General features: G+C 36.8%; 23 protein-coding genes and 1 other annotated feature. All 23 genes read right to left on the bottom strand.

Annotated features, from left to right (window positions below; genetic code table 11):
* Positions 1–3: 3 nt before the first annotated feature.
* The 23 genes from lspA to BCER98_RS12975 all read right to left on the bottom strand — a co-directional run bounded on the left by lspA (position 4) and on the right by BCER98_RS12975 (position 24,575).
* Positions 4–462 carry a lipoprotein signal peptidase LspA gene (gene lspA / locus BCER98_RS12865; protein WP_012094983.1) on the bottom strand — a complete coding sequence of 153 codons (459 nt, stop codon included), beginning with the start codon at positions 460–462 and terminating at the stop codon, positions 4–6.
* Positions 463–584: 122 nt separating this feature from the next.
* Positions 585–914: a TraR/DksA C4-type zinc finger protein gene (locus BCER98_RS12870; protein ID WP_012094984.1), complete on the bottom strand. Its 330-nt coding sequence runs from the start codon at positions 912–914 to the stop codon at positions 585–587.
* Positions 915–1,107: 193 nt separating this feature from the next.
* Positions 1,108–3,873 carry an isoleucine--tRNA ligase gene (gene ileS, locus BCER98_RS12875; RefSeq protein WP_012094985.1) on the bottom strand — a complete coding sequence of 922 codons (2,766 nt, stop codon included), beginning with the start codon at positions 3,871–3,873 and terminating at the stop codon, positions 1,108–1,110.
* Positions 3,874–3,942: 69 nt separating this feature from the next.
* Positions 3,943–4,166: a binding site (T-box leader), on the bottom strand.
* 51 nt (positions 4,167–4,217) lie between these two features.
* Positions 4,218–4,724, bottom strand: a complete 507-nt coding sequence (gene divIVA, locus BCER98_RS12880) for a septum site-determining protein DivIVA (RefSeq protein ID WP_012094986.1) — start codon at positions 4,722–4,724, stop codon at positions 4,218–4,220.
* A 92-nt stretch (positions 4,725–4,816) separates the two neighbouring features.
* Positions 4,817–5,590: a YlmH family RNA-binding protein gene (locus tag BCER98_RS12885; RefSeq protein ID WP_012094987.1), complete on the bottom strand. Its 774-nt coding sequence runs from the start codon at positions 5,588–5,590 to the stop codon at positions 4,817–4,819.
* A 14-nt stretch (positions 5,591–5,604) separates the two neighbouring features.
* Positions 5,605–5,868 (bottom strand): YggT family protein, encoded by a 264-nt coding sequence (locus tag BCER98_RS12890; protein ID WP_012094988.1) that lies wholly within the window; start codon positions 5,866–5,868, stop codon positions 5,605–5,607.
* A gap of 6 nt (positions 5,869–5,874) precedes the next feature.
* On the bottom strand, positions 5,875–6,345 hold the full coding sequence (locus BCER98_RS12895; RefSeq protein ID WP_012094989.1) for a cell division protein SepF: 471 nt from the start codon (positions 6,343–6,345) through the stop codon (positions 5,875–5,877).
* Positions 6,346–6,363: 18 nt separating this feature from the next.
* Positions 6,364–7,038, bottom strand: a complete 675-nt coding sequence (locus BCER98_RS12900) for a YggS family pyridoxal phosphate-dependent enzyme (protein ID WP_012094990.1) — start codon at positions 7,036–7,038, stop codon at positions 6,364–6,366.
* Positions 7,039–7,044: 6 nt separating this feature from the next.
* Positions 7,045–7,854 carry a peptidoglycan editing factor PgeF gene (gene pgeF, locus BCER98_RS12905; RefSeq protein WP_012094991.1) on the bottom strand — a complete coding sequence of 270 codons (810 nt, stop codon included), beginning with the start codon at positions 7,852–7,854 and terminating at the stop codon, positions 7,045–7,047.
* A 117-nt stretch (positions 7,855–7,971) separates the two neighbouring features.
* Positions 7,972–8,250, bottom strand: coding sequence for a YlmC/YmxH family sporulation protein (locus BCER98_RS12910; protein WP_012094992.1), 279 nt, complete (start codon positions 8,248–8,250; stop codon positions 7,972–7,974).
* A 263-nt stretch (positions 8,251–8,513) separates the two neighbouring features.
* Entirely contained in the window at positions 8,514–9,293 is a 780-nt protein-coding gene (sigG, locus tag BCER98_RS12915) for an RNA polymerase sporulation sigma factor SigG (RefSeq protein WP_012094993.1), read from the bottom strand.
* A gap of 191 nt (positions 9,294–9,484) precedes the next feature.
* Positions 9,485–10,204, bottom strand: coding sequence for an RNA polymerase sporulation sigma factor SigE (gene sigE, locus BCER98_RS12920; protein WP_012094994.1), 720 nt, complete (start codon positions 10,202–10,204; stop codon positions 9,485–9,487).
* Between the two features lie 19 nt (positions 10,205–10,223).
* The gene (spoIIGA, locus tag BCER98_RS12925; RefSeq protein ID WP_012094995.1) at positions 10,224–11,141 is read right to left on the bottom strand and encodes a sigma-E processing peptidase SpoIIGA; all 918 of its coding nucleotides are present in this window, start codon (positions 11,139–11,141) and stop codon (positions 10,224–10,226) included.
* Between the two features lie 224 nt (positions 11,142–11,365).
* A complete protein-coding gene (gene ftsZ, locus BCER98_RS12930) occupies positions 11,366–12,520 on the bottom strand; it encodes a cell division protein FtsZ (protein ID WP_012094996.1) in 1,155 nt (384 codons plus the stop codon).
* A gap of 39 nt (positions 12,521–12,559) precedes the next feature.
* Positions 12,560–13,864, bottom strand: a complete 1,305-nt coding sequence (gene ftsA / locus BCER98_RS12935; RefSeq protein ID WP_012094997.1) for a cell division protein FtsA — start codon at positions 13,862–13,864, stop codon at positions 12,560–12,562.
* 400 nt (positions 13,865–14,264) lie between these two features.
* Positions 14,265–15,032 (bottom strand): cell division protein DivIB, encoded by a 768-nt coding sequence (gene divIB, locus BCER98_RS12940; protein WP_012094999.1) that lies wholly within the window; start codon positions 15,030–15,032, stop codon positions 14,265–14,267.
* Positions 15,033–15,129: 97 nt separating this feature from the next.
* Complete coding sequence (gene murB, locus BCER98_RS12945; RefSeq protein ID WP_041810494.1) at positions 15,130–16,035, bottom strand: UDP-N-acetylmuramate dehydrogenase; 906 nt, start codon at positions 16,033–16,035, stop codon at positions 15,130–15,132.
* Between the two features lie 60 nt (positions 16,036–16,095).
* The gene (murG, locus tag BCER98_RS12950; protein WP_012095001.1) at positions 16,096–17,190 is read right to left on the bottom strand and encodes an undecaprenyldiphospho-muramoylpentapeptide beta-N-acetylglucosaminyltransferase; all 1,095 of its coding nucleotides are present in this window, start codon (positions 17,188–17,190) and stop codon (positions 16,096–16,098) included.
* A 184-nt stretch (positions 17,191–17,374) separates the two neighbouring features.
* A complete protein-coding gene (spoVE, locus tag BCER98_RS12955; RefSeq protein WP_012095002.1) occupies positions 17,375–18,466 on the bottom strand; it encodes a stage V sporulation protein E in 1,092 nt (363 codons plus the stop codon).
* Between the two features lie 91 nt (positions 18,467–18,557).
* Positions 18,558–19,913 (bottom strand): UDP-N-acetylmuramoyl-L-alanine--D-glutamate ligase, encoded by a 1,356-nt coding sequence (gene murD, locus BCER98_RS12960; protein ID WP_012095003.1) that lies wholly within the window; start codon positions 19,911–19,913, stop codon positions 18,558–18,560.
* Positions 19,914–20,888, bottom strand: a complete 975-nt coding sequence (gene mraY / locus BCER98_RS12965; protein WP_012095004.1) for a phospho-N-acetylmuramoyl-pentapeptide-transferase — start codon at positions 20,886–20,888, stop codon at positions 19,914–19,916.
* A 22-nt stretch (positions 20,889–20,910) separates the two neighbouring features.
* Entirely contained in the window at positions 20,911–22,386 is a 1,476-nt protein-coding gene (locus BCER98_RS12970) for a UDP-N-acetylmuramoyl-L-alanyl-D-glutamate--2,6-diaminopimelate ligase (RefSeq protein ID WP_012095005.1), read from the bottom strand.
* Between the two features lie 272 nt (positions 22,387–22,658).
* On the bottom strand, positions 22,659–24,575 hold the full coding sequence (locus BCER98_RS12975) for a stage V sporulation protein D (RefSeq protein WP_012095006.1): 1,917 nt from the start codon (positions 24,573–24,575) through the stop codon (positions 22,659–22,661).
* Positions 24,576–24,661: the final 86 nt, after the last annotated feature.

The following is a 24,661-nucleotide window of genomic DNA, read 5'->3' on the forward strand; positions in this document are numbered from 1 at the left end:
CAATTACTCCTTCATTTTCTTTCCTTCTAATAATGTTTGAATAATAATTAATACAACACCAATACATAAAGCCGAATCAGCTATATTAAATACCGGATAATTGTATGAAAAAATATACACGTGAATAAAATCCACTACTTCTTGTCTAAATACACGATCAATAAAATTACCAATCGCTCCACCTAAAATAAGACCGAGAGAAATCCCTAACAGTTTATCTGTTTTTGCATACTTCTTCATATAAAAGACAATAAATCCTACAAAAACAACTGTAATGATATAGAAGAACCACATTTTGTTTTCTAAAATACCCCAAGCAGCTCCTCTGTTTCGATGTGATGTTATGTATAATACATTATCGATAATTGGGATACTTGCACCTAATTCCATGTTCTTGACAATGAACCATTTCGATAGTTGATCGATAGCAATAACAAATAACGCTATTAAATAATATATCATTTTATTTCCCCCACAAAGACAGTGTACCTCAAAATTTTAGCATAGCTGCTATCTTTTCACAACGAACCTTTATAGAAGAATAAAATAAAATGAAAAAAGGTACTATAATATTGTTGTGCGAATTACACATTTACTTTTTTATATAAAAATTCATAAATGGTACGAGCTGTTGGCAACATCTTCATACGTTTTAAAGAAATCATTTCTCCTGTTTCTTCACAAACGCCATACATATCAATCTCCATTTTAAATAATGCTCGCTCAACATCTTTTAAGTCTTCTCTTATATCATGTAAAAGCAATTTCTTCTTTGCATCCAGTTGTATTTCATATCCCAGTTCTTGTCCAAATTCCATCTCATATGTGCGACTTACTTCCTTTGCCAATCGCTCCTGTAATTCTTTTCTCATTACTTGTAATTCTCGTTTTATATCCATATAGATTTCATTCACGTGTACATTCCTCCTAGCTGCAATGTACCGTTAGTGTATCCGAATTCCACTTACTTACCGCACACACATTTTTCCTTCATAGGAAGTTCTTCTATGCTGTTTCATTCATTTTTCATAAGTAACCTTGTACTTGTTATAACATAAACGATATAAAAAAACTGACTGCTATATAAGCGATCAGTTTTTTGTATTATTATTTTACATAATTCTCTTTTACAACAGTCGCGCAACGCTCACATAATGTTTTATACTCGTTATCGTTGCCAACTGTTTCCGAAACAACCCAGCAACGTTCACAAGTTTCACCGTTTGCTTGTGTAACAAGAACTGCCGTATGTTCATATTTTTGTGCATCTGCTGGCGCTTCCTCTATCGTTCCACCAAGTTTATATTCAGAAACGATAAATAGTTGTTTTAAATCTTCTTGAATAGATTCTAACATTTCTTTCATTTCTGCTGTTGGGAATAATGTAATGCTAGCCGTCAATGATTTACCAATCACTTTCTCATTACGCGCCACTTCTAGTGCTTTTAATACGTCACTACGAAGCGTCATAAATGCATCCCATTTTGTTTTTAACGCTTCCCCATCTTGTAATTCGATAGCTTCTGGCATATCTGTCAATTGTACGCTCTCTTCTGTAACACCTGGAATATATGGCCACACTTCATCAGCTGTATGAGGTAAAATCGGTGTTACAAGTTTCGTTAACGCAACAAGAACATCATATAACACCGTTTGAATTGCACGACGATCATGATGATTTGCCGCTTCAATGTATAAAATATCTTTTGCAAAATCTAAATAGAATGAACTTAAATCGATTGTACAGAAGTTATGAATTGCATGATATACTGCCGCAAAGTCATAAGTTTCATACGCTTCTTTCACTTTCGTAATTAAGTCATTTAATTTCACTAACATATAGCGATCCACTTCGCGAAGTTCCGCTTTTGCTACTGCATCTTGAGCTGGATTAAAGTCAGCTAAGTTTCCTAATAAGAAACGGAATGTGTTACGGATTTTGCGATATACTTCTGCAACTTGTTTTAAAATATCATCTGAAATACGTACATCAGACTGATAATCAACAGAAGATACCCAAAGGCGTAAAATATCTCCACCTAGTTGGTCCATAATCTTCTTCGGTACAACAATGTTTCCGATTGATTTACTCATTTTGCGACCTTCACCATCAAGTACGAAGCCATGGCTTAGCACACCTTTATATGGTGCTTTACCTGTTACAGCAACAGCTGTTGATAATGAAGAGTTAAACCAACCACGATATTGGTCAGATCCTTCTAAATATAAATCAGCTGGACGTTGCAAGTCGTCACGTTCTTCTAATACAGCTTGGTGAGAAGAGCCAGAATCAAACCATACATCCATAATATCTGTTTCTTTACGGAATTCACCATTTGGACTAGATGGATGTGTGAATCCTTCTGGTAGTAAATCTTTCGCTTCGCGTTCAAACCATACGTTAGAACCATGTTCACGGAATAAGTTTGCTACATGATTAATTGTTTCATCTGTAATAATTGGATCATTATTTTCTGCATAGAACACAGGAATTGGTACACCCCATGCACGTTGACGAGAAATACACCAGTCACCGCGGTCACGAACCATATTATGAAGACGAGTTTCTCCCCACGCTGGTACCCATTTTGTTTCTTTCACAGCTTGTAATAATTCACTACGGAATGCCTCAATAGATGCAAACCATTGTGCTGTTGCACGGAAAATAATTGGTTTTTTCGTTCTCCAGTCATGTGGATATGAATGCGTAATAAATGTTAATTTCAGCAACGCGCCAACTTCTTCTAATTTTTCCGTAATTGGTTTGTTTGCTTTATCATAGAATAAACCTTCAAATCCAGGTGCTTCACTTGTTAATACGCCTTTATCATCAACTGGACAAAGAACTTCTAGACCATACTTTTGCCCTACAATGAAATCATCTTCCCCGTGTCCAGGTGCTGTATGTACACAACCTGTACCAGCATCTGTTGTTACATGCTCACCAAGCATAACTAAAGAATCGCGGTCATAGAATGGATGTTTTGCAACTGTATATTCAAGTTCACTACCTTTTACTGTTCTAACAACTTCAGGGTTTTCCCATTCTAATGTTTTTGCTACTGTATCAAACAGGTCAGAAGCAATGATATATTTTTCATCATTTACTTTAACGATGCTATATTCAAGTTTTGGATGAACAGAAATACCTAAGTTAGCTGGCAATGTCCAAGGCGTCGTTGTCCAAATAATAAATTTCTCGTCACCTTCTAATACGTCTTTTCCATCTTTCACTTCAAATGCAACGTAAATAGATGCTGATTTTTTATCTTTGTACTCAATTTCAGCCTCAGCTAAAGCAGATTCACTCGTTGGAGACCAGTAAACAGGTTTTTGTCCCTTATAGATATAGCCTTTTTTCGCCATTTCTCCAAATACTTTAATTTGTTGTGCTTCATATGCTGGTTCCAAAGTAATATATGGATGATCCCAATCCGCACGTACACCAAGGCGTTTAAATTGTTCACGCTGACGATTTACTTGTTCGTATGCATATTCCGCACATAATTTACGGAATTCTGCGACCGGCATTTCTTTACGCTTTACTCCCTTATTCGTTAAAGCCTGCTCAATTGGTAAACCATGCGTATCCCAACCTGGAACATAAGGAGCACAATAACCAGTCATTGATTTATAGCGTACAATAAAGTCTTTTAATACTTTATTTAGTGCGTGTCCCATATGAATATCACCATTTGCATATGGAGGACCATCGTGTAATACGAATAAAGGGCGTCCTTTTGTACGTTCTTGTACTTTTTCATAAATGTTCATTTCAGCCCATTTTTCTTGTATTGCAGGCTCACGTTTTGGTAAATTCCCACGCATTGGGAACTCTGTTTTTGGCATTAGTAATGTATTTTTGTACTCCATGCTCAATTCCTCCTTACATGTATCATAAAAAGACTTAAAAACGAAATAAAAAAGAGACTTTCACATCCCAAAAGGGACGAGAAAGTCTCCCGCGGTACCACCCTATTAAATCATATACGTATGCACATGATTCACTTTATATCCTTAACGCGAATATACGCCTACGCTTACTCATTTTTTCAGCGCGGAACTCCAGGGTGATTTCCCATTTATCTCCTTATCCTGAGCTCACACCATCCTCAGTTCGCTTTATAAGGGGTGAAAAAGGTACTTATCCCTATCTTCGTTTTTCTTAATCAATATGTTGTTTAAAATTATATGTAATAATGAGAAAAACGTCAAGTTTACACTGTTTCTTCTTTTTTCAACAGTTCGTCCACTTCGTCTTCTAATTCGATGAGCTTGTCCCAATCGTCGTTGTTTAACATTTCAAGCTGTGTTTCTAGCAACATGCGGAAACGAGTACGAAACACTTTTGCTTGTTTCTTTAGCTCTTCAATATCAAAAGCAACTTTTCTTGATTTCACTAACGCTTCATTAATGATTCGATCCGCATTTTTTTCTGCTTCACGAACGATTAGTTTTGCTTCTTTTTGTGCATTGCGTTTTACTTCTTCCGCCGCTTCTTGTGCTACAACAATAGACTTATTTAGCGTGTCTTCAATATTAGAAAAATGATCTAGCTTTCCTTCTAATTGAGCAACCTTCTCTTCTAAAGCTTTCTTTTCACGAATGACTAATTCATAATCTTTAATGACTTGATCAAGAAATTCATTCACTTGATCTTCATCATAGCCACGAAATCCGCGACTAAATTCTTTATTATGAATATCTAATGGTGTTAACGGCACAAAAGCCACCTCCAAGTAGTTATCTAAATTTTCCTCTTTTAATTATATCTTTTCTTCGACAAAATAAGAGTTTTTTCCTTCTAAAAAATCAATCATTTTAGTATACCATACAAAACTCGCCATTTGTCTTTTTTCGTTCTTCCGTCGACCGAAAACAATTTACTTCTTCCATGTCCTCTGACCGACAGAATATCTCCTGGAAGACATTCATATGAAGTTTGATCTACAACTTTCCAATTCACTTTTACAAGCCCATTCTTTATAAGGGGTTGTACTTTTTGACGTGATAGATGCAAGATTTCAGCTAACACGACGTCTAAGCGTAGTGATGAAACAGTTCCAAATTGCTCTCTCCATTCATCCTGCAATTGCAAAACATTCTCTGCTGATACACTGAAGAGAGAAACCTTTGTTTTTCCAATTGATTGTAAGTTCATTTCAATATAAGAAACAACTTCTTTTGCGACTACGATTTGGACACGATTTTCTTGAATAAAAATATCACCGTACTTTTCTCTCTTTAAACCAAGGGACATAAGTGCACCTAGTATTTGTCTATGTTCAAGCGTATAAAATTTGGAAGGATAATCAATTTCTAATACTTCTACTTGAAATTCTTCTTCATTTAAAGCAAGATAATCTGGATAAATAAGTGCCCTTTTTCTCTCCGCTTTTGGCGCTGCACCATTAAATTGTAAAGAAACATCTCCTTGCTGTCCAACTATTGTAGTTACAATTTGTTGCTGACGCGGATCAAGGAAATCTGTTAATTTTACTTGATGGTACTCTTCTACTGCTCGTTCCCATTCCAACACTTTATCAACAAAACTGGCCTCTTCAGGCCTAAAATGTTCGTAAATGCTCATGCATGCAACCTATCTTATAAAAAGTAGCCAAATAAAGTGACTAAGCCGCTGCTAGCAAGCTTTAATGCAATAATTGCAACGATCGGAGAAATATCAATTACACCAAGCGGTGGAATCACTCTCCGAAATGGCTCTAAATACGGTTCGCAAATGCGTGCTAAAAAGTCACCGACTGCTGATTCTCTAGCGCCTGGAAACCAAGTTAGAAGAATGTAGACAATAAGCGCCCAGGAGTAAATTTGAATGACTAAGAGCAAAGCTTTTAAAATTATAAACATGGCGTATTACCACCTCTTTATATTTGTCTCTTCCTCTTCACCGAATAACTCGGAAATTGCTCCAACAATATCCACATTCTCAGGTGTACACATAAATGTTTTTGGTCCTAACTTTTGAATATCCCCGCCTATAGCGTATACAGTACCACTTAAAAAGTCAACGATGCGTACTGCTTGATCGGTAGACATTCTTTGCAAATTAATGACTACAGCACGCTTTCCTTTTAGATGGTCTGCAATCCCTTGTGCTTCTGAATACGTACGCGGTTCTAACAAAACAACTTTAGAAGATTGCTTTGCTGTTTCAATGCTTACGACATTTTGTTTTGGTTGTACTTTTGTAAATGGTACGTCTTGTTGTTCTGGAGGTTCTTGCTGTTTTTTCATTTCTATTTGCTCCTTTTCGTAAGCATATTGAGCTGCTTCTTTTTCCTCTGGCGTGTCAAAAAAGAAATACTTCACTTTTGACCAACTCATAATACATTCTCCTTCCTTTTATGCTTTTCCTACTAAAATCGTTCCCAAACGAATATATGTAGCACCTTCTTCAATCGCAATTGTATAATCATTCGACATTCCCATTGATAGCTCTTTGCATGGAGCATACGAAAGTCTTAATTCCTGTACTTGCTGTTGCAACATGCGAAGCGTTTTAAAGCAGCCGCGTATTTCTGCTTCATCTTCCGTAAATGGTGCCATTGTCATCAAACCAACAACTTCAATTTTATCAAATTCCTTCAAAGCATGAACAAACTCAATAAGTTCCTCAACTTGTAACCCTTGTTTTGATTCTTCACGCGATGTTTTCACTTGTATAAAACATTTAACAGGCTTTGTAGCACGCTTTTGAATCTCTCTTGCAAGAGAAAGACGATCTAACGAATGCAAATAGTCAATATGACTAATAATTTCTTTTACTTTTCTCGTTTGTAAGGAACCGATAAAATGCCAATTGACTTGTGAGCCAAAATGCTCATATTTTTGTAAAAATCCTTCATTTCTATTCTCCCCTAAATCAGCAATTCCGGCCTCTACTACCTCATTCGTTTTTTCAATTCCAACCGTTTTTGTTACTGCAACAAGTTTCACATCATGGATGGAGCGTCCAGCTCGCTCACATGCTTGTTTCATTTCTTCCTGTATCACTGCTAAATTCTCTTGTACTGTCACTGTTTTTCAATCCTCCTTAAAACCTATGAAACTCAACATTCTTCCTGTCTTTCCTTGGTCGCGGCGATGCGAGAAAAATAATTGTTCTTCACAGCTTGTACAAAGAGATGACATCACAATATGTTCTTCTTTTATGCCAGCTTGTAAGCATACTATACGATCTATCTCTTTTAAATCAATCGCGTATTGTCCAGCTGAAATGACTTTATAAGGAACAGATCCATTTATAATTTGTTTTGCTGCTGATAAAACACGATCGTCTACAACATAGCAACATGCTCCAATCGCAGGTCCAATTGCAACATGAATGTCAGTAGTAGAAACGCCCTCAGCTTTCCACTTTTGAATCATTTCATTCGCAATTTCTTTCACAGTGCCTTTCCATCCGGCATGCGCAAGACCTATTAAACCATGTGAAGGTGCATAGAAAAAGAGAGGCACACAATCAGCATAACAAGATATTAAACATACATCTTTATCAGCTGTATAGATACCATCCGTCTTTGGAATTCCATCTTCATATACATAAACTCCGCGCCCTTTTTCTTCATGTCCCACTTTTTCTACATGATGATTATGAACCTGTTCTGAACAAATCCAATTTTCTAATGGCTGATGTAACTTATTTGCTAAAATACGTCTATTTTCATGAACATTCTCAATGATATCATTCACATGTAATCCTAAATTCATCGCATGAAAGGAGCCTGTACTTACTCCACCATCTTTTGTTGTAAAGCCAGCAGTAATGTTCCCAAGATCTTCCCATGCTTGTAAATACAATATACCGTCCACATATTTAAATGGTTCTCTCATAAAGCGGCTCCTTCTTCATTAAAATAGCTTAAAAATCATGGTACTTCCTGTCTATTTTACCATACTTTTATTTTTCCATAATGACAATATAAAAAAAAGAGGAATTTGTAATATTCTTTAAGAAATTGTCGGTGTTTGTATTGATTCTGTTACAGAATTGACATGATCTGCTCTTACAAGTATGACATCTTCACCGATTTTCACAATTTTATTCCAATTAATAACAATCTCTTCTTCTCTACCAAATAACCCTAGCATACGTGCTTGCTTTGAAATAATAACAGCTTGAATTTTCCCCGTATGCATATCTATATCAATGTCACCAATATTTCCAAGTTTTTTACCATCCGAAACATTTACGACATCTTTCATCTGAAATTCTGAAATTCTGATCATTATGATTCACTCCTTTTCCCTCATGAACAGGAAGTAGCCTTCACTGATAGAAAATCCATTTTATTCTCATTATATGAACACTACATTCTCTCTATGAGCGGAATATAAAGCGAAACTTTCAACCGTGAAGGATTCTTTCATCCGCTACTAACGAAAAGCCTATTCCCATCTATCTTTCTTGTTTCTCTCCAACTCTTACTACCTTAAAATAGCGGATAAACAAATTTATATGTAAAAAAGGTCTCCCCATAAACGGGGAAACCTTAGCCTTGAATTGTCTTATTCATTTGTTTAATCGCTGACTTCTCTAACCTTGATACTTGTGCTTGGGAAATTCCAATTTCTTCTGCAACTTCCATTTGTGTTTTTCCTTGAAAAAAACGCTTTCGAATAATCATCTTTTCTCGATCATTGAGTCGTTTCATTCCTTCTTTTAGTGCTAGTTCTTCAACCCACTGCTCGTCCTTTTGTTTTTCATCGCTCAGCTGATCCATTACAAAAATAGGGTCTCCCCCATCGTTATAAATTGGCTCAAATAATGAAACTGGATCTTGAATTGCATCAAGCGCGAATACAATTTCCTCATGCGTAACATCAAGAACTTGCGCAATATCCATTGCTGTTGGCTCTTTGGAGTTTTCAGCAATTAATTTCTCTCTTACTTGCAATGCTTTATAGGCAATATCCCGTAATGAACGAGACACGCGGATTGGATTATTATCGCGCAAATATCTTCGTATTTCCCCAATAATCATCGGCACAGCATATGTTGAAAATTTAACATTTTGACTTAAATCAAAATTATCAATGGATTTCATGAGTCCAATGCAGCCAACTTGAAATAAATCATCCACAAATTCTCCTCTATTGTTAAATCGTTGAATGACACTTAATACAAGTCGTAAATTTCCATTCACTAATTTCTCTCTTGCACTTGTCTCTCCACTTTGCATTTCTCGAAATAATTTACGCATCTCATCATTTTTGAGTACTGGAAGTTTAGCTGTATCAACACCGCAAATTTCTACTTTATTTCTTGTCAAAGTGTTCCCTCCTATCGGGAGTTGCTGTACAGTGTAAAGTATCTCCTTTGGAGGGAATTTTATGCATACAGTTTTTCTTCTCTTTCTCATAAGCATGTCATGATTTTGTTATACAGAAACAACAAAAACCAACCGGGCTTCCGATTGGTCTTCGTATTCTCTATAATATGACGTTCTTTTTCATATTTCCTTTATACCATCTTATTAAATTCTTTTCGCAACCTTTTTATAATTCTTTTTTCCAAACGGGAAATATAAGACTGCGAAATCCCTAACATATCGGCTACATCTTTTTGTGTTTTCTCTTCACCGCCTGCAAGCCCAAAACGCAGCTCCATAATTTGTTTCTCTCGATCATTTAATTGGTGTAAAGCTTTCATGAGAAGATATCGATCTACATTGGCTTCCAAATCCTTTGTAATAATGTCGTCATCCGTACCAAGCACATCTGAGAGCAACAACTCATTCCCATCCCAATCAATATTTAACGGTTCATCAAACGATACTTCAGAACGATTTTTATTATTTCTACGTAAATGCATAAGAATTTCATTTTCAATACACCGAGATGCGTATGTCGCTAATTTAATTTTCTTTTCAGGGTTGAAGGTATTTACCGCTTTAATCAAGCCAATTGTGCCAATACTGATTAAGTCCTCTATATTAATCCCTGTATTTTCAAATTTACGAGCTATATATACGACGAGCCGTAAATTTCGTTCAATTAATAAAGACCTGGCCGCTTGATCCCCTTTTGGTAATTTATTTAATAAAACTTCTTCTTCCTCTTTTGTTAAAGGCGGTGGTAATGCCTCACTGCCACCAATATAATAAATTTCATCGGTCTTAATTCCCAACTTCATCAATATTTTATACCAAAGATAAACGAAATACAGCTTCAACTTCACCATGTTTCCCCACCTCTCCCTATTAAGCAATCGTTACTTTTTGTGATATCAACATCTTCGGATGAACGATACATTGATACTCCCCATTAGTAGAGAACCGTTGTACATTTAAGCCAAGTAGCACTTTATTTACAATAATATTTCGTCCTTCATGTTGAATATGAACAGCATCAGGCTTGATAGCCCATAAAAATTGATGATCAATTCCTACTGCTCGAAAAGGAATTAAGCGCAATCGCGTCGCCCAGCCCGAATCATCTTCCGGTATTTGAGGAACTTCCGTTTTCGTATAAACTTGTTCGGTTAACCATGCCGGCAAACAATGTTCTAAACATGAAATATGAATAACCATAACTGGTGTTTTTGTTAATGGATCATAAAGCTGATTTCCACTATCAATTAAACCATCTAACACAATTTCATTTTCTGCAAGTTTAATATTCACTTTAATAATTTGATCATAATGAATTTTCGTTACTTCTACATTTTCAATGCGCTTCTTCGAAAAATAATAAATAATGGGAAAACCAACAACGACAAATATCCAACTGACTGGATCACCATAAGAAATAGATTGTGATTGTACCAAACCATTTACCATTTCATTTGTTTGGAGAAAAAAATGAGTTCCTATTAAACCTCCTCCTACCATGAATGTAACAAAATAAAAAGTAAAAACGGTCTGTGCATAATCTCTAAAATTCGAAAAGCCAAATGCTGTATACACAATGCATAACGAATATAGTAGTTTCATAATTGGATGTGTCATCATAGAAGAAAAAGGAGTAAAGGCAAAAATAACAATTGTGGAACCAATCAACGCTCCCAGCACTAGCCTCCATCTTTTGATCCTCTTTTTTAGCACAGTTGCTGTTAATAAAAGCAAAAGAAAATCAATGCAGGCGTTTAACAACCAAACAATGTCGGCGTAAACAACCAAACCATTCACCTCTTTTTTTTAGTTGAGACTAGTATAATGCATATCCAATGAGAAAGTGTGTCAATTTGCGGAGTGGTTTTTTTGTTATTTTGGTGGTTCTAGACAGAATCTGTCGCAGAGAATAGGAAACAAGCAAAAGGGACCTATAAAAATATAGATCCCTTTTGCTTATTGTAATAGTTTTCAAAATAAAAAGGAGCTTTATAATGCTCCTTTTTATTTCCTTATCTTCTACGACGGTTGCGTAAAAATGCTGGAATATCAATATCATCTGCGTCTGTATTACGATCGTGGATAACAGGCTCTTCGCGCTTCACTTCTCGTTTGACTTCACGATGTTTTGGTGGTTGAACTGCAGCCTGTTGTTGTACATGACTTGAATTTATTTTTGGACGTACTAATGTTTTTTGTTGTTGCGCTACAATGCTATCATCGAAACCAGTTGCAATAACAGTTACAACAATATCATCTTTTAATCCTTCATTGATTACAGAACCAAAAATCATATTCACTTCAGGATCTGAAGCTGAAGCTACAATGTCTGCTGCTTCTTGTACTTCATATAAACTTAAGTTTGCGCCACCTGTAATATTCATAATAACACCTTGCGCACCATCAATAGATGTTTCTAGCAATGGGCTAGAAATTGCCTTTTTCGCAGCCTCTGCAGCACGGTTTTCACCATTACCAGAACCGATACCCATTAATGCTGAACCTCTATTAGACATAATTGTTTTCACGTCTGCAAAGTCTAAGTTGATTAAACCAGGCGTTGCAATTAAATCTGAAATACCTTGAACACCTTGGCGTAATACGTTATCCGCTTCACGGAAAGCTTCTAACATTGGTGTGTTTTTGTCTACAATCTCTAATAAGCGATCATTTGGAATGACAATCAATGTATCTACATTTTCTTTAAATGCAGCGATACCAGATGCTGCTTGCGTAGCACGTTTGCGTCCTTCAAATGTAAACGGGCGTGTTACGACACCTACTGTTAATGCGCCTAATTCCTTTGCAACTTGTGCAACAACTGGAGCTGCACCAGTTCCAGTTCCACCGCCCATACCAGCCGTTACAAAGACCATATCTGCGCCGCGAAGTGCTTCTTGAATCTGTTCTTTGCTCTCTTCAGCAGCTTTTTTTCCTACTTCAGGATTCGCACCAGCACCAAGCCCACGCGTTAGTTTTTCACCAATTTGCATTTTGGTTTCAGCTTTTGATAGATTTAATGCTTGTGCATCAGTATTCACAGCGATAAAGTCTACACCTTGTACGCCATGTTCAATCATACGGTTTACAGCATTATTTCCGCCACCGCCGACACCGATAACTTTAATATTCGCTAATTGATCTTGAGTAGTATCAAACTCTAACATGTCGAAATCCCCCTAGAACCTCATTTTTCGTGTCCAAATTTAATCCCATAAATACTGGAATACACGTTTTACTTTTGACATCATACGTTCATCTTTTTGTTTTTTGTTGTTTTGATTACGAGTTTTTTGTTTCGCTGGTTGCTGTTGTTGTACCGGCATAGGCGCAGGCATCGGTTCAAACTGCTCCTCAGTTTCTTGAACACTTTTTCCTCGTAATTTTGCTTTTTGGTAAGAGTATTTGATTAATCCAACCCCAATTGTATATTGAGGTTCACGAACACCGATATAATCTGGCGTTGTAATACGAACATTTTCATGTAAAATATCATACGCAAGATCAAGAACACCTGGCATAGAAGCAATACCGCCTGTGAGCACATAACCAGAAGCTACCTGCTTCACTCCCAATTTACGCACTTCTTCTTGAACAAGCATTAAAATTTCCTCTACACGTGCTTCGATGATATCAGATAACTCTAGTTGAGAATATTGTTCTGTTTGGTCACTTCCCATAATAGGAACTGTGAACACCTCTTCTTCAGAAGCAGTGTCATAAAAGGCATGTCCATATTTCAGTTTAATTTGCTCCGCATTCTCTGTTGAAGTTTTTAGCCCAATTGCAATGTCCTTCGTTATGTGATCTCCACCAATTGGCAATACACTTGTTGCTTGTAACTCTCCATCTCTAAAAATAGCTAAAGTGGTAGAACCTCCGCCAATATCAACAAGGGCTACTCCTCTATTTTTTTCATCTGATGATAAAGCAACTGTGGCAGCCGCTAAAGGCTGTAAACAAATATCAACAATTTCAAGACCCGCCTTCTCTACACAACGAAGTAGGTTATGTAGTAAAGTTCTTGAGCCTGTAATTAATGTACCTTCCATCTCTAATCTTACACCAATCATCCCGCGTGGATCGTTAATCTCGTCAAGGCCGTCTACAATAAACTGTCGAGGTACCACATCAATAAATTCACGTTCAGGAGCAATCGACACAACTTGTGCTGCATCTAGAACTCGTAAAACATCTTCATTTCCGATTTCACGATCTTCATTTGAAACAGCTACTACTCCATGACAAGGGAGTAACTGCACTTGGTTTGCATTGACACCTACAACAACCTGTTCAATATGGATCCCTACCATACGCTCAGCTTGTTCAATTGCTTTTTTTATCGATTGAACAGTCTCGTCTATGTCAACTATTGAGCCTTTTTTTAACCCATTTGATTTTACATTTCCAACACCAATAATGTTTAAAGTATCATTGACCATTTCGCCAATGATGACTTTAACATTGGATGTACCGATGTCAAGACTAACATATATTTCATTGCTGTTCATTCTTTGGCACCTCCTTCTTTATTTATACCATACAACTCCATATATGGAACAACAATCGCAGCTTTACTATTTATAAGAAAAATATTCAACGTCTTTATGCGTTTCCCTTTTTTAACCCTATATTTTTCTTATTTTTATTTCATATTCATTTTAAAATAGGCTGTAACCCACAAATGAATGCTTTATCTTGAAATAATTCTATTTCAAGTGTAAAGACTACCGCCAAATATAAGTCTACACTAAGATGTTCTTATAGAAAAGTGAAACTTGTATCAATCCTAGGCGAATCAAAGAAAATCTAACTATTTTTTAACAAATCGTTCCTTATCGCTAAATAAAATCTAATCAAAAGAACATACGTGCTTATATGCTATTAAAAAGAAACAAAACTACTATTCTACTATTTCTTCTTTTCATCATCTAAATATTTAAAGTATGTGGCAACCTCCAAATCAATTAAAGCCTTTCTACCCGGCTCAATTTGTTTCAAAATTAATGGATAAGCTTCCATCCGCTTTGCAAAATCTTGAATGGTTGTACTAACTTCATAACCTTCATTCATATATAAGGTAAGATGACTTTCATTTGAGGTCGTTGGAGTATAACGAATCTCAGAAATGGATCTTAGAATAGTTGGAGTTAATTTTTCTAATTCTGAAATTAATTCTTTCATTTTTTCCTCTTTAAACGGTTCAAAAATTGGAGCTGCGACAGGCAACTTTCCGCTCGGTAGTATATCTAATGTTTTCCCATTTTCTAAAAGCGGTTGTAACTTCCCATTCTTATTAATATAACCTATCGTTACGTATTCTTCGATGTGTATGTCAATTTTATTTGGAAAACGTTTCTTAACATCCACCGATTTAATTTCTATTTGCTTCTTTAAATTTTCTTCTGCTTGACGCGCTGTTACTCGGAAATAACTTGTTTTATACGTTATCCCAGACTTCTCCATAACCTGCTCATCTGTCATATAATGATTACCAAAAACACTAATCTTTTTTATATTACTTAGCGGAGACCGAAAATAAATTAAAAAAAGCACTAATAAAAATAAAATTGATATGTATAAAATTAATCGGTGATTGACAGGCGGTTTATTCCTCTTCTTTTGATTTTTTAATTTTGGTACACGATCTTGTAGCTTGATAACTTTACTATTTTTCATGTACGATCCCCCTATGTAACATAAAGAACGGCATGTTTGTCATGCCGTTCTATCTTCTTATTATACCATAAATGATATCGAGCGGAACAGATAACAGTTATCTTCCAATGATTTCTACTTCTGTATGCATATCTATATCAAATTTTTCTTTAATGTTTCTTTTAACAAAGCCAATTAAGTCTAAAACATCTTGAGCTGATGCTGTTCCTGTATTGACAATAAAATTCCCATGCACTTCAGACACTTTCGCACCACCAATTTGGTATCCACGAAGTCCAGCCCTTTCGATTAAATCTCCAGCAAAATGGGGCAGCGGATTTCTAAATATACTTCCTGCGCAAGGGTGGCTCCACGGCTGTGTGTCACGGCGATACTCTTTATTCTTTTGCATAATGCGAACAATTTCTTCTCGATTTCCTCGTTCGAGTTGAAATTCAGCTCCTAATACAATGCCCGGAAGCTTTGTTTGTAAAACCGAAGTACGGTAAGAAAATTCCATTTCTTCTTTTGACAACCAGGCAACTGTTCCATCTTCCAACATAACGCAAGCTCTCGTTAAAATTTTCGAAATATCGGACTTATGAGCTCCAGCATTCATATATACTGCACCGCCAACACTTCCTGGAATTCCACTTGCAAATTCCAATCCTGCTAATCCTTGGCGGCTAAGTAATGTTGACAACTTAATAAGGGGGTATCCTCCACCAACTCTTACAGTAGCTTCTTCGACTTCAAGATGGTCTAATCCTTCTCCTAAGCGAATCACAACACCCTCTATACCTTTATCAGAAACAAGAAGGTTGGAACCACGTCCAATTGCCGTCCAGTTCACTTTATATTTCTTCACTAAAGCTAAAATCTTTTCAATACTAGAAATGCTTGTCGGAATAACAAATATATCAGCTGGCCCACCTATTTTCATAGTTGTATATCGAGCTAATGATTCATTTAGGAACACTTTCCCAACTTTTGCTTCTATGAGTTCCTTTGCTAATTGTTTCATAATGATCTCCCCCATATTAAGTCTCCTTATTACAGTAATATGCAGGACATTCACCTAAGGTTATTTTTTCATAAGTTGTTTCATTACTTCAAATAGCTTATTCGCCGCATCTGGAATCCCTAACTGTTTCGCAGCTAGTTTCATATTTTGCAATGTTTGAGTGTTTAACAAAATTTCATCAATATTATGAAGAAGTGTTTCAGCTGTTAAATCTTTTTCAAGAAGCATTTTAGCTGCTCCTTTATCAACAATGGATTTCGCATTTTTCTCTTGATGATTATTTGTTACATAAGGACTCGGAATAAGAATACTCGGCTTTCCTAACGCAGTCAATTCTGCCAATGTCGTTGCACCAGCTCGTGAAACAACGAGATCCACGCCAGTAAGTACCTCTGGCATATTATGAATAAACGGCTTAATCATAACGTTATCTGGATTTCCTTTTTCTCTCACAATTTCCATAACTTTATCATAATGTACTTCACCAGTAATATACAATACTTCATAGTTTTTGTTACCAAATTGTTCAATCGCTTCTACAAAAGCATCATTAATCGGTCTTGCGCCACGGCTTCCGCCAAAAATAAGAACCGATTTTTTAGAAAGTGATAATCCAACAGAACGCTTTCCTTTCATTCCATTTTGATTCATTACTTCCGACGCACGTGGATTTCCCGTCATTACGACTTTAGATTGTGGGAAATGTTCCGCCGCTGCTTCAAAACAAACCGCAACTTTATCCACATAGCGACTTAAAAACTTATTTGTTACACCTGGTACACTATTTTGTTCGTGCACAATCGTTGGAATTCCTAATTTTGCTGCTGCATATACAACAGGACCACATACATATCCACCCGTTCCGATTACGACATCAGGATTAAAACGACGAATATATCTTTTACTATCTTGTACACCTTTCACAAAACGCATAACAGTTTTCACATTATCAAAGGATATTTTACGTTTAAATCCACTAATTACAATGGATTGGAATGGTATACCTGCCTTTGGAACGATGGTACTCTCCAGTCCATTTTCTGTACCGATATATAAAAATCGTGCTTCTGGATGTAGCTTCTTTATTTCTCTAATTAAAGCAAGAGCTGGATAGATATGACCACCTGTGCCACCACCACTAACTAATATTCGCACTACAAATTCCTCCGCTTCTCTATTCTAATTTCAATTGTACACATGTTTATATTTGTATGATAAAGTGAAACTTTAATGAATGGGGTTCTTCATCCCCCATTCATTATGAGCCCTCACCAATCAGGCTGTTGCGAGATAAATGACGTTCTCATACATACGAAAAACCCTGTCTTATAAACAGGGTTTAGTAGCGAGAATGTCGGCTTATATTCAACAATACGCCCACTGCCATTAGCATCAAAGTCAAACTTGATCCACCATAACTTAAAAATGGCAAAGTGATTCCTGTAACAGGCATCAGCCCTGTTACAACACCAATATTAATCATCACTTGAATCGCAATCATCGCCACAATACCTACTGCTAAAAACGTGCCATATAAATCAGGCGCTCCTAACGCTATACGAATTCCACGCCACAATAACAGACTAAATAATAATAACACAAACGAACCGCCAATAAAACCTAGTTCTTCTGATAAAATTGCAAATATAAAGTCTGTTTGTGGTTCTGGTAAATACAGAAACTTTTGTCTGCTTTGCCCTAACCCTAGTCCAAATAAACCGCCCGGACCAATCGCAAGTAATGATTGAATAATTTGGAATCCACTTCCAAGAGGATCCGACCAAGGATCTAAATAAGATGTAATTCGCTTTATTCGATAAGGTGCTGAGGCAATTAGTCCAACAAATCCAGCTATACCAACTAATCCTAACATTGCAAAATGAAAAACACGCGCTCCTGAAATAAAGATCATAATAATACATGTCCCAACCATAACTGTTCCTGTTCCTAAATCAGGCTGAAGCATAATCATTCCAAAAGCTACAAAAACAAAACTAAGTGCAGGAAGTAACCCTCGTTTAAACGACGGAATCACCTTCTGTTTTTCAGCCAAAAATTTGGCTAAGAAAATAATCATCGCAAACTTCATAAACTCTGAAGGTTGAATGGAAAACGCTCCGATACCAATCCAGCTCCGCGCTCCTCCTCGAACAAGTCCGACTCCAGGAATGAGGACAAGAATAAGAAGAATAAAACAAACAAGTAAAATGACCTTGGAATAGTTTCGCCACACCCAATAATCGACTTTCATAATAAAAAACATCGCCACTACTCCAAGGCCTGCAAATAGTAGTTGCCGTTTCGCAAAAAAGAATGAATCTCCCATCTTATAGGAAGCCCAGACAGCGCTTGCACTGTAGACCATAATCATTCCGATTGTTAATAATAAAAGCGTAACAATAATGAGAATAAAATCAGGCGTTTTTTTCATTGGCAATGACCACCACCTTTATAGACAAAGCATTTTTGTCCTATGTAACAAAACATCAGTAGGTGTTAGCCTACTGATGTTTTGTTTTACTTTATATAAGTTTATGCACAGCTTGTATAAAAATGTCTCCTCTTTCTTCAAATGTTTTAAATTGATCCCAGCTCGCGCATGCTGGTGAAAGTAGGATAACATCTCCATCAGCAGAGTGAGCATATGCTCTTTCTACCGCTTCTTCTAAATGATGGACAGCTTCAATAATTGCTAACCCTGCTTTTTCAGCTGCATGAACGAGTTTCGGTGCAGTTTGTCCATAAGTTACAATCGCTTTTACATGTTGTTCAAAATACGGAATTAAATCATCAAATTCATTCCCGCGATCTAGTCCGCCTGCAAGTAGAATAACAGGGCTTGTAAATGCTGATAATGCCTTCTCCGTCGCCAATATATTCGTTGCTTTTGAATCATTATAAAACTTTCGGTTATGAATCGTTGTTACATATTCTAAACGATGCTTTACACCTGTGAATCGTTTTAACACGGCAACAATTGCCTCATTTGCTACACCTAACAATTTCGCAATACTCATTGCCGCCAAAATATTTTCCAAGTTGTGTTTACCTGGTAAAACAATGTCCTTGATTTCAACAACTTTCTCACCTTTAAAATACAGAGCATTCTCTTTTATACATGCGCCATCTTCAATTTCTTTTGTAGTAGAAAACAATATCTTTTGCCCTTTGCTATTAGCAGATAATTCCATCACATCCGCATCATCTGCATTTATCACACTATAATCTGCTGCTGTCTGGTTTTTAAAAATATTCGCTTTCGCTAAACCATATTCTTTTTTTGTACCATGGTAATCTAAATGTGCTTCAAATAAGTTTAAAAATGCAGCAATCTTAGGCTGAAATGTCTCCACACCCATTAATTGAAATGATGAAAGTTCTGTCACAAGCACTTCATTCGCTTTCGCCGCCTGTGCTACTTCACATGCTACTGTTCCTATGTTACCAGCAATAGCGGGATGCTTTTCTCCCTCTTTTAACATTTCAAACGTTAGCATTGTTGTTGTTGTTTTACCATTTGATCCTGTAATACCAATAAATGGCGCCTCTGAAATACGATATGCTAATTCTATTTCCGTGATAATAGGAATCTGTTTCTCTGTCGCTGCAACTAGCAGTGGGTTGGAATATGGGATTCCTGGATTTTTCACTACAAGCGCAATATTTCTTTCTAATAATTCTAATGGATGGCCTCCACATACTACATCCATCCCTTTCGCTTGTAGTTCTGCTGCTAACTCATTATTCGCTAAAGGCTTCCCATCATTTACAATGACATTTGCTCCTAAGCTTTTTAATAAATTTGCTGCTGCATACCCACTTTTTGCAATACCTAATACAAGAATATTTTTATTTTGATAATCAGTTACCGTTTTCAATTACATCCACACCCCGATATAAATTCCTAATACTGCTAGTAAAAATCCTACAGACCAAAATGTTACAACAACACGCCATTCTGACCAACCACATAATTCATAATGATGATGTAGTGGACTCATTTTAAAGACACGTTTTCCAGTTGTTTTAAATGAAATAACTTGGATAATAACAGATAAAGTTTCCATTACAAATACGCCGCCAATAATAACAAGTAATAATTCTTGTTTTAACAAAATCGCCACAGCTGCAATTGCGCCCCCTAAAGCAAGTGAGCCTGTATCACCCATAAAGACTTTGGCAGGGTTCGCATTAAATACTAAGAATCCAAGTACAGCCCCTACAACTGCCATACAGAAAATCGCTACTGCATATTGTTCTTGCGCTACTGCTATGATACTAAACGCACCAAATGCGATAGCGGCTGTTCCTGATAGTAATCCATCTAGGCCATCTGTCAAATTGACTGCATTTGATCCCCCAATGAGCATAAACAACACAAGAATAAAATATGCCCAGTATAAATCAAATGTAATATCAGTTCCTGGAATCATTAAATGTGTATCAAACCCTTGCCCTTTCGCAATAGCAAAAAACGCAATGGCAATAATCAGTTGCCCAAGTAGTTTCTGTTTTGACGTTAAACCTAGGTTACGTTTCTTAACGACTTTTATATAATCATCTAAAAAACCAATCAACCCGTAACCAAACGTTACTAATAATAGTAATGACACTTCTGCACCTAAATGTTCAAACTTAATTGCCATAATGAGTGTTGTTACCATCATAGACACATAAATAACAATACCACCCATCGTTGGTGTTCCTGATTTTTTTTGATGTGATTTCGGTCCTTCATCGCGAATGCTCTGTCCAAACTTTAATTTTCGTAAAAACGGAATAAACAATGGCGAAAGGGCAACTGAAATTAAGAACGCTACCCCAGCCGTTACTAATAAACCTTGTTCAAGCACATGTAGTCCCCCTCTCATGTTGTTACTCTCTGTTGTTTAAACGTTCTGTGATTGCTTCTTTAGCAACTTCACGATCGTCAAAATGATGTACTTCTTTTCCAATAATTTGATACGTTTCATGACCCTTTCCAGCAATAATAATAACATCTTCCGCTTGCGCTTCAGAAATAGCATGAAAAATTGCTTTCTTCCTATCAACAATTACTTCATAATTATTCCCTTTTACACCAGTTAACATATCATCCAAAATAGCTTGTGGATCTTCACTTCTCGGATTATCTGAAGTTAAGATGGCATGGGTTGCATATTCTGTCGCAACGCCTGCCATAATCGGTCTTTTCGTTCTATCACGATCACCACCGCAGCCAACGATGCAATATACATTACCTTTTGCAAATTGCTTCGCCGTTGTTAATACATTTTCTAAACTATCAGGCGTATGCGCATAATCAACAATTACTGTATAATCCTGCCCACCATCTACAACTTCAAATCGGCCTGCAACACCAGTTAAATGTTCTAAAACATCTATGATTGTTTGCAGAGATACACCAGATACAAGTCCTGCTGCTGTAGCGGCTAAAGCATTATATACATTAAACTTCCCAATTAATTTCATCGTAATTTTTTTACTTTCGTGCGGTGTAACAAGAGTAAATGTCGTACCGCCGCTTGTCATAACGATATCCTTCGCCATTACATCACTATGGGTATCAATTCCATACGTAACAACCGTAGCTGCTGTACTTCTTATATACGCTTCTGTTGCTGCATCATCATTATTTAATACGGCATACTTTTCGCGATTATGATGATAGCTATTACCAAGCTGAGCAAAAAGTAATCCTTTAGCATGCTTATACTCTTCCATCGTCTTGTGATAATCTAAATGATCTTGTGTTAAATTTGTAAATACTGCTACATCATAATCACAACCATGTACACGACCACGATCTAATGCATGTGAAGAAACTTCCATAACTGCACTATTCACATTTTCTTCCACCATACGGTGAAATGCTTGTTGAAGCGTCAATGCATCAGGTGTTGTATTTTTCACTGCAAATGTTTCATCGCCAATTTTCATATTAATTGTTCCAATTAGTCCTGTTTTATGACCGTGTGCTCGCATAATTTCATCTATAATGTGCGATGTTGTTGTCTTTCCATTTGTACCTGTAATACCAATGAGGTGCAATTTGTGTGTTGGCTGCTCATAAAAATAGTCCGCTAACACAGCTAATGAACGAAAAGTATCTTTCACAAGTACAACTGGAACGTCAACATCAATCGGTCTTTCCGCAACAATAGCAGCCGCACCTTGCGCGGCTGCTTGCTCAGCAAAATCATGGCTATCAACCGTATATCCTTTCATACATACAAATAAGCTTCCATTTGTTACCTTACGTGAATCTGCTTCAATAGATGTAATTTCTGGATTTTCTTTTGGAACAACTGGAAAATCATGCAAACATGATACAAGTGTGTGCAACTTCATTTCACTAAACCCTCTCTACATTGTTTATTTATCTTTTCTATAAATAAGTTACCTCCCACTTCTCATTTAAACCGGGAGGTAACACCCCATGGTCTAACAACAACCATGTATGAATGAGACTATCATTGTCTCATTCCAGTTCCCTTACCTTTCGTTCTCATACTTAAAAATCATATGCCTTCTTTTCATAAGAATGCATTTTCACGAGAACATTTCTCTAAATGATAGAACTAACTTCCACCAATTGTACCATAAAACACAATCTCTTACCTTTAATTACCGAAGTAAATTCTAATTTTTGAGCCTTCTTTTACTTTTGTACCAGCTTCTGGTGATTGCTTAATCACCTTTTTTCCTTCACCGCTCACATCAAGCTTCAAGTCTATGAGTTGTGTTTGTAAATCTTTTTTATCCATACCAATTAAATCTGGAACTTCTATAGTAGGTGTATCGCCCCATTTATATTCTTTTTCCACTTGTTCTTTTCTCGGTTCTACCCCCATAGCAGGAAGAACGTCACGAAGTATATTCCCTACAATCGGCGCAGCAACTACCCCACCAAATTGCGTGATCCCTTTCGGATTATCAACAGCAACATACACAACAATTTGCGGATCATCTGCTGGTGCAAAGCTGATAAAAGATACAATATAGTTATTGTCTAAATATTTTCCATCCTTTACCTTTTGCGCTGTTCCTGTCTTTCCTCCAACGCGATACCCATCAATATAAGCGCTCCTACCAGAACCCTTCGCAACAACATTTTCTAACGCATATCGAACCTTCTCTGATGTTTCCTTGGAAATAACCTTCCTTTTCACACTTGGACTTTTTTTACTGACAACTTGCTTCGTAATTGGATCAACGAATTCCTTAGCAATATAAGGTTGATATAAATTCCCGCCATTGACAGCAGCGGCTACTGCGGCTACTTGCTGAATAGGTGTAACAGAAACTCCTTGCCCAAATGATGTTGTCGCTTGTTCAACTGGTCCTACCTTATCAAGATTAAATAAAATCCCTTTTCCTTCTCCTTGCAAGTCAATTCCCGTTTTTTGCCCAAATCCAAAATCTCGAATGTATTGGAATAACTTCTCTTTACCGAGGCGGTCTCCAAGCTCAATAAATCCAGGGTTGCAAGAGTTTTGTACGACCTCTAAAAACGTTTGACTTCCGTGGCCTCCAGCTTTCCAGCATCGCAGCCTAGCGCCACCAACTTCCGCTGCTCCATCATCATAAAACGTATCTTTCTCTAAGTCTACTAATTTTTCATTTAGAGCCGCAGCTAAAGTAATAATTTTAAAAGTTGATCCTGGTTCATATGTACTCCATACGGGTAAGTTTCGATTAAATACTTCTGGAGAAACATTTTGAAAATCTGCTGGATCAAAACTTGGCCGGCTCGACATCCCTAGTATCTCACCATTTTTCGGATTCATCGCAATTGCAATCATACCATCCGGATTATAAGTCGAATCCGCGATGTTTAGTTCCCTCTCCATGATCGCTTGTATACGAGAGTCAATTGTTAACCTTAAATTCAAACCCGCTTCTGGCTTTTTAAAATCATCTCCCACATTAGGCATTCGCTGCCCTTTTGCATCAGCAAAAAAGCGAACATAACCTTTATCGCCATTTAGCTCTTTATCATAATATGCTTCAAGCCCCATCAGACCTTGATTATCACTCCCAGCAAAGCCTAACACATGTGCTAAATATTTACCAAATGGATAATGACGAATAGAATCTTCCGCAATATATACACCTTTTAAACTTAAACTTCGTACTTCTTTCGCCTTATCATGCGGAATTTTCCTTCCACCTTTGTCGAGTCTCACGATAGATTCTTTCTTTGTAATTCGTTTATAAATTTCTTCTTTCTCCACACCTAAAACTGCAGCCAACTTCTCTGCAGTTTCCGCTGGATTTTCGAGTTGTCTTGGTACCACAAAAACAGTTGGCGCACTTTTATTTGTTGCGAGTTCTACACCATTTCGATCTAAAATCTTCCCACGTTCCGGTTCAAAGGTAATATTACGACTCCATGAATCTTTTGCGCGATCCGTTAGCATATTCCCCAGGAAAAATTGTACATATCCAAGCCGAATATCGATAATCGTAAAAACAAGCAAGCCACATATCAGTATAAAAATCAGTCGTTTTCTCACCGTTACATTCGAAACACGCATATTGGAACAAGCCCCCCTTACGCCTAGCTTGTTCCAATATATGCTTGTACCGATTTGATTAGAACTTTCTACTTTTGTTTATCACT

This window comes from Bacillus cytotoxicus NVH 391-98 (genome assembly GCF_000017425.1).
GTDB classification, from domain to species: Bacteria; Bacillota; Bacilli; order Bacillales; family Bacillaceae_G; genus Bacillus_A; species Bacillus_A cytotoxicus.

What these genes read in the sequence shown, in the direction of transcription:
- ftsA (WP_012094997.1), bottom strand. Translation starts at nt 13,864, where the DNA reads ATGAACAGCAATGAAATATATGTTAGTCTTGACATCGGTACATCCAAT.
- spoVE (WP_012095002.1), bottom strand. Translation starts at nt 18,466, where the DNA reads ATGAAAAAAACGCCTGATTTTATTCTCATTATTGTTACGCTTTTATTA.
- BCER98_RS12895 (WP_012094989.1), bottom strand. Translation starts at nt 6,345, where the DNA reads ATGAGTTGGTCAAAAGTGAAGTATTTCTTTTTTGACACGCCAGAGGAA.
- BCER98_RS12975 (WP_012095006.1), bottom strand. Translation starts at nt 24,575, where the DNA reads ATGCGTGTTTCGAATGTAACGGTGAGAAAACGACTGATTTTTATACTG.
- BCER98_RS12970 (WP_012095005.1), bottom strand. Translation starts at nt 22,386, where the DNA reads ATGAAGTTGCACACACTTGTATCATGTTTGCATGATTTTCCAGTTGTT.
- lspA (WP_012094983.1), bottom strand. Translation starts at nt 462, where the DNA reads ATGATATATTATTTAATAGCGTTATTTGTTATTGCTATCGATCAACTA.
- ileS (WP_012094985.1), bottom strand. Translation starts at nt 3,873, where the DNA reads ATGGAGTACAAAAATACATTACTAATGCCAAAAACAGAGTTCCCAATG.
- sigE (WP_012094994.1), bottom strand. Translation starts at nt 10,204, where the DNA reads ATGGTGAAGTTGAAGCTGTATTTCGTTTATCTTTGGTATAAAATATTG.
- ftsZ (WP_012094996.1), bottom strand. Translation starts at nt 12,520, where the DNA reads ATGTTAGAGTTTGATACTACTCAAGATCAATTAGCGAATATTAAAGTT.
- murB (WP_041810494.1), bottom strand. Translation starts at nt 16,035, where the DNA reads ATGAAACAATTAGCAAAGGAACTCATAGAAGCAAAAGTTGGGAAAGTG.
- pgeF (WP_012094991.1), bottom strand. Translation starts at nt 7,854, where the DNA reads ATGAGAGAACCATTTAAATATGTGGACGGTATATTGTATTTACAAGCA.
- divIB (WP_012094999.1), bottom strand. Translation starts at nt 15,032, where the DNA reads ATGAAAAATAGTAAAGTTATCAAGCTACAAGATCGTGTACCAAAATTA.
- BCER98_RS12885 (WP_012094987.1), bottom strand. Translation starts at nt 5,590, where the DNA reads ATGAGCATTTACGAACATTTTAGGCCTGAAGAGGCCAGTTTTGTTGAT.
- BCER98_RS12890 (WP_012094988.1), bottom strand. Translation starts at nt 5,868, where the DNA reads ATGTTTATAATTTTAAAAGCTTTGCTCTTAGTCATTCAAATTTACTCC.
- BCER98_RS12910 (WP_012094992.1), bottom strand. Translation starts at nt 8,250, where the DNA reads ATGATCAGAATTTCAGAATTTCAGATGAAAGATGTCGTAAATGTTTCG.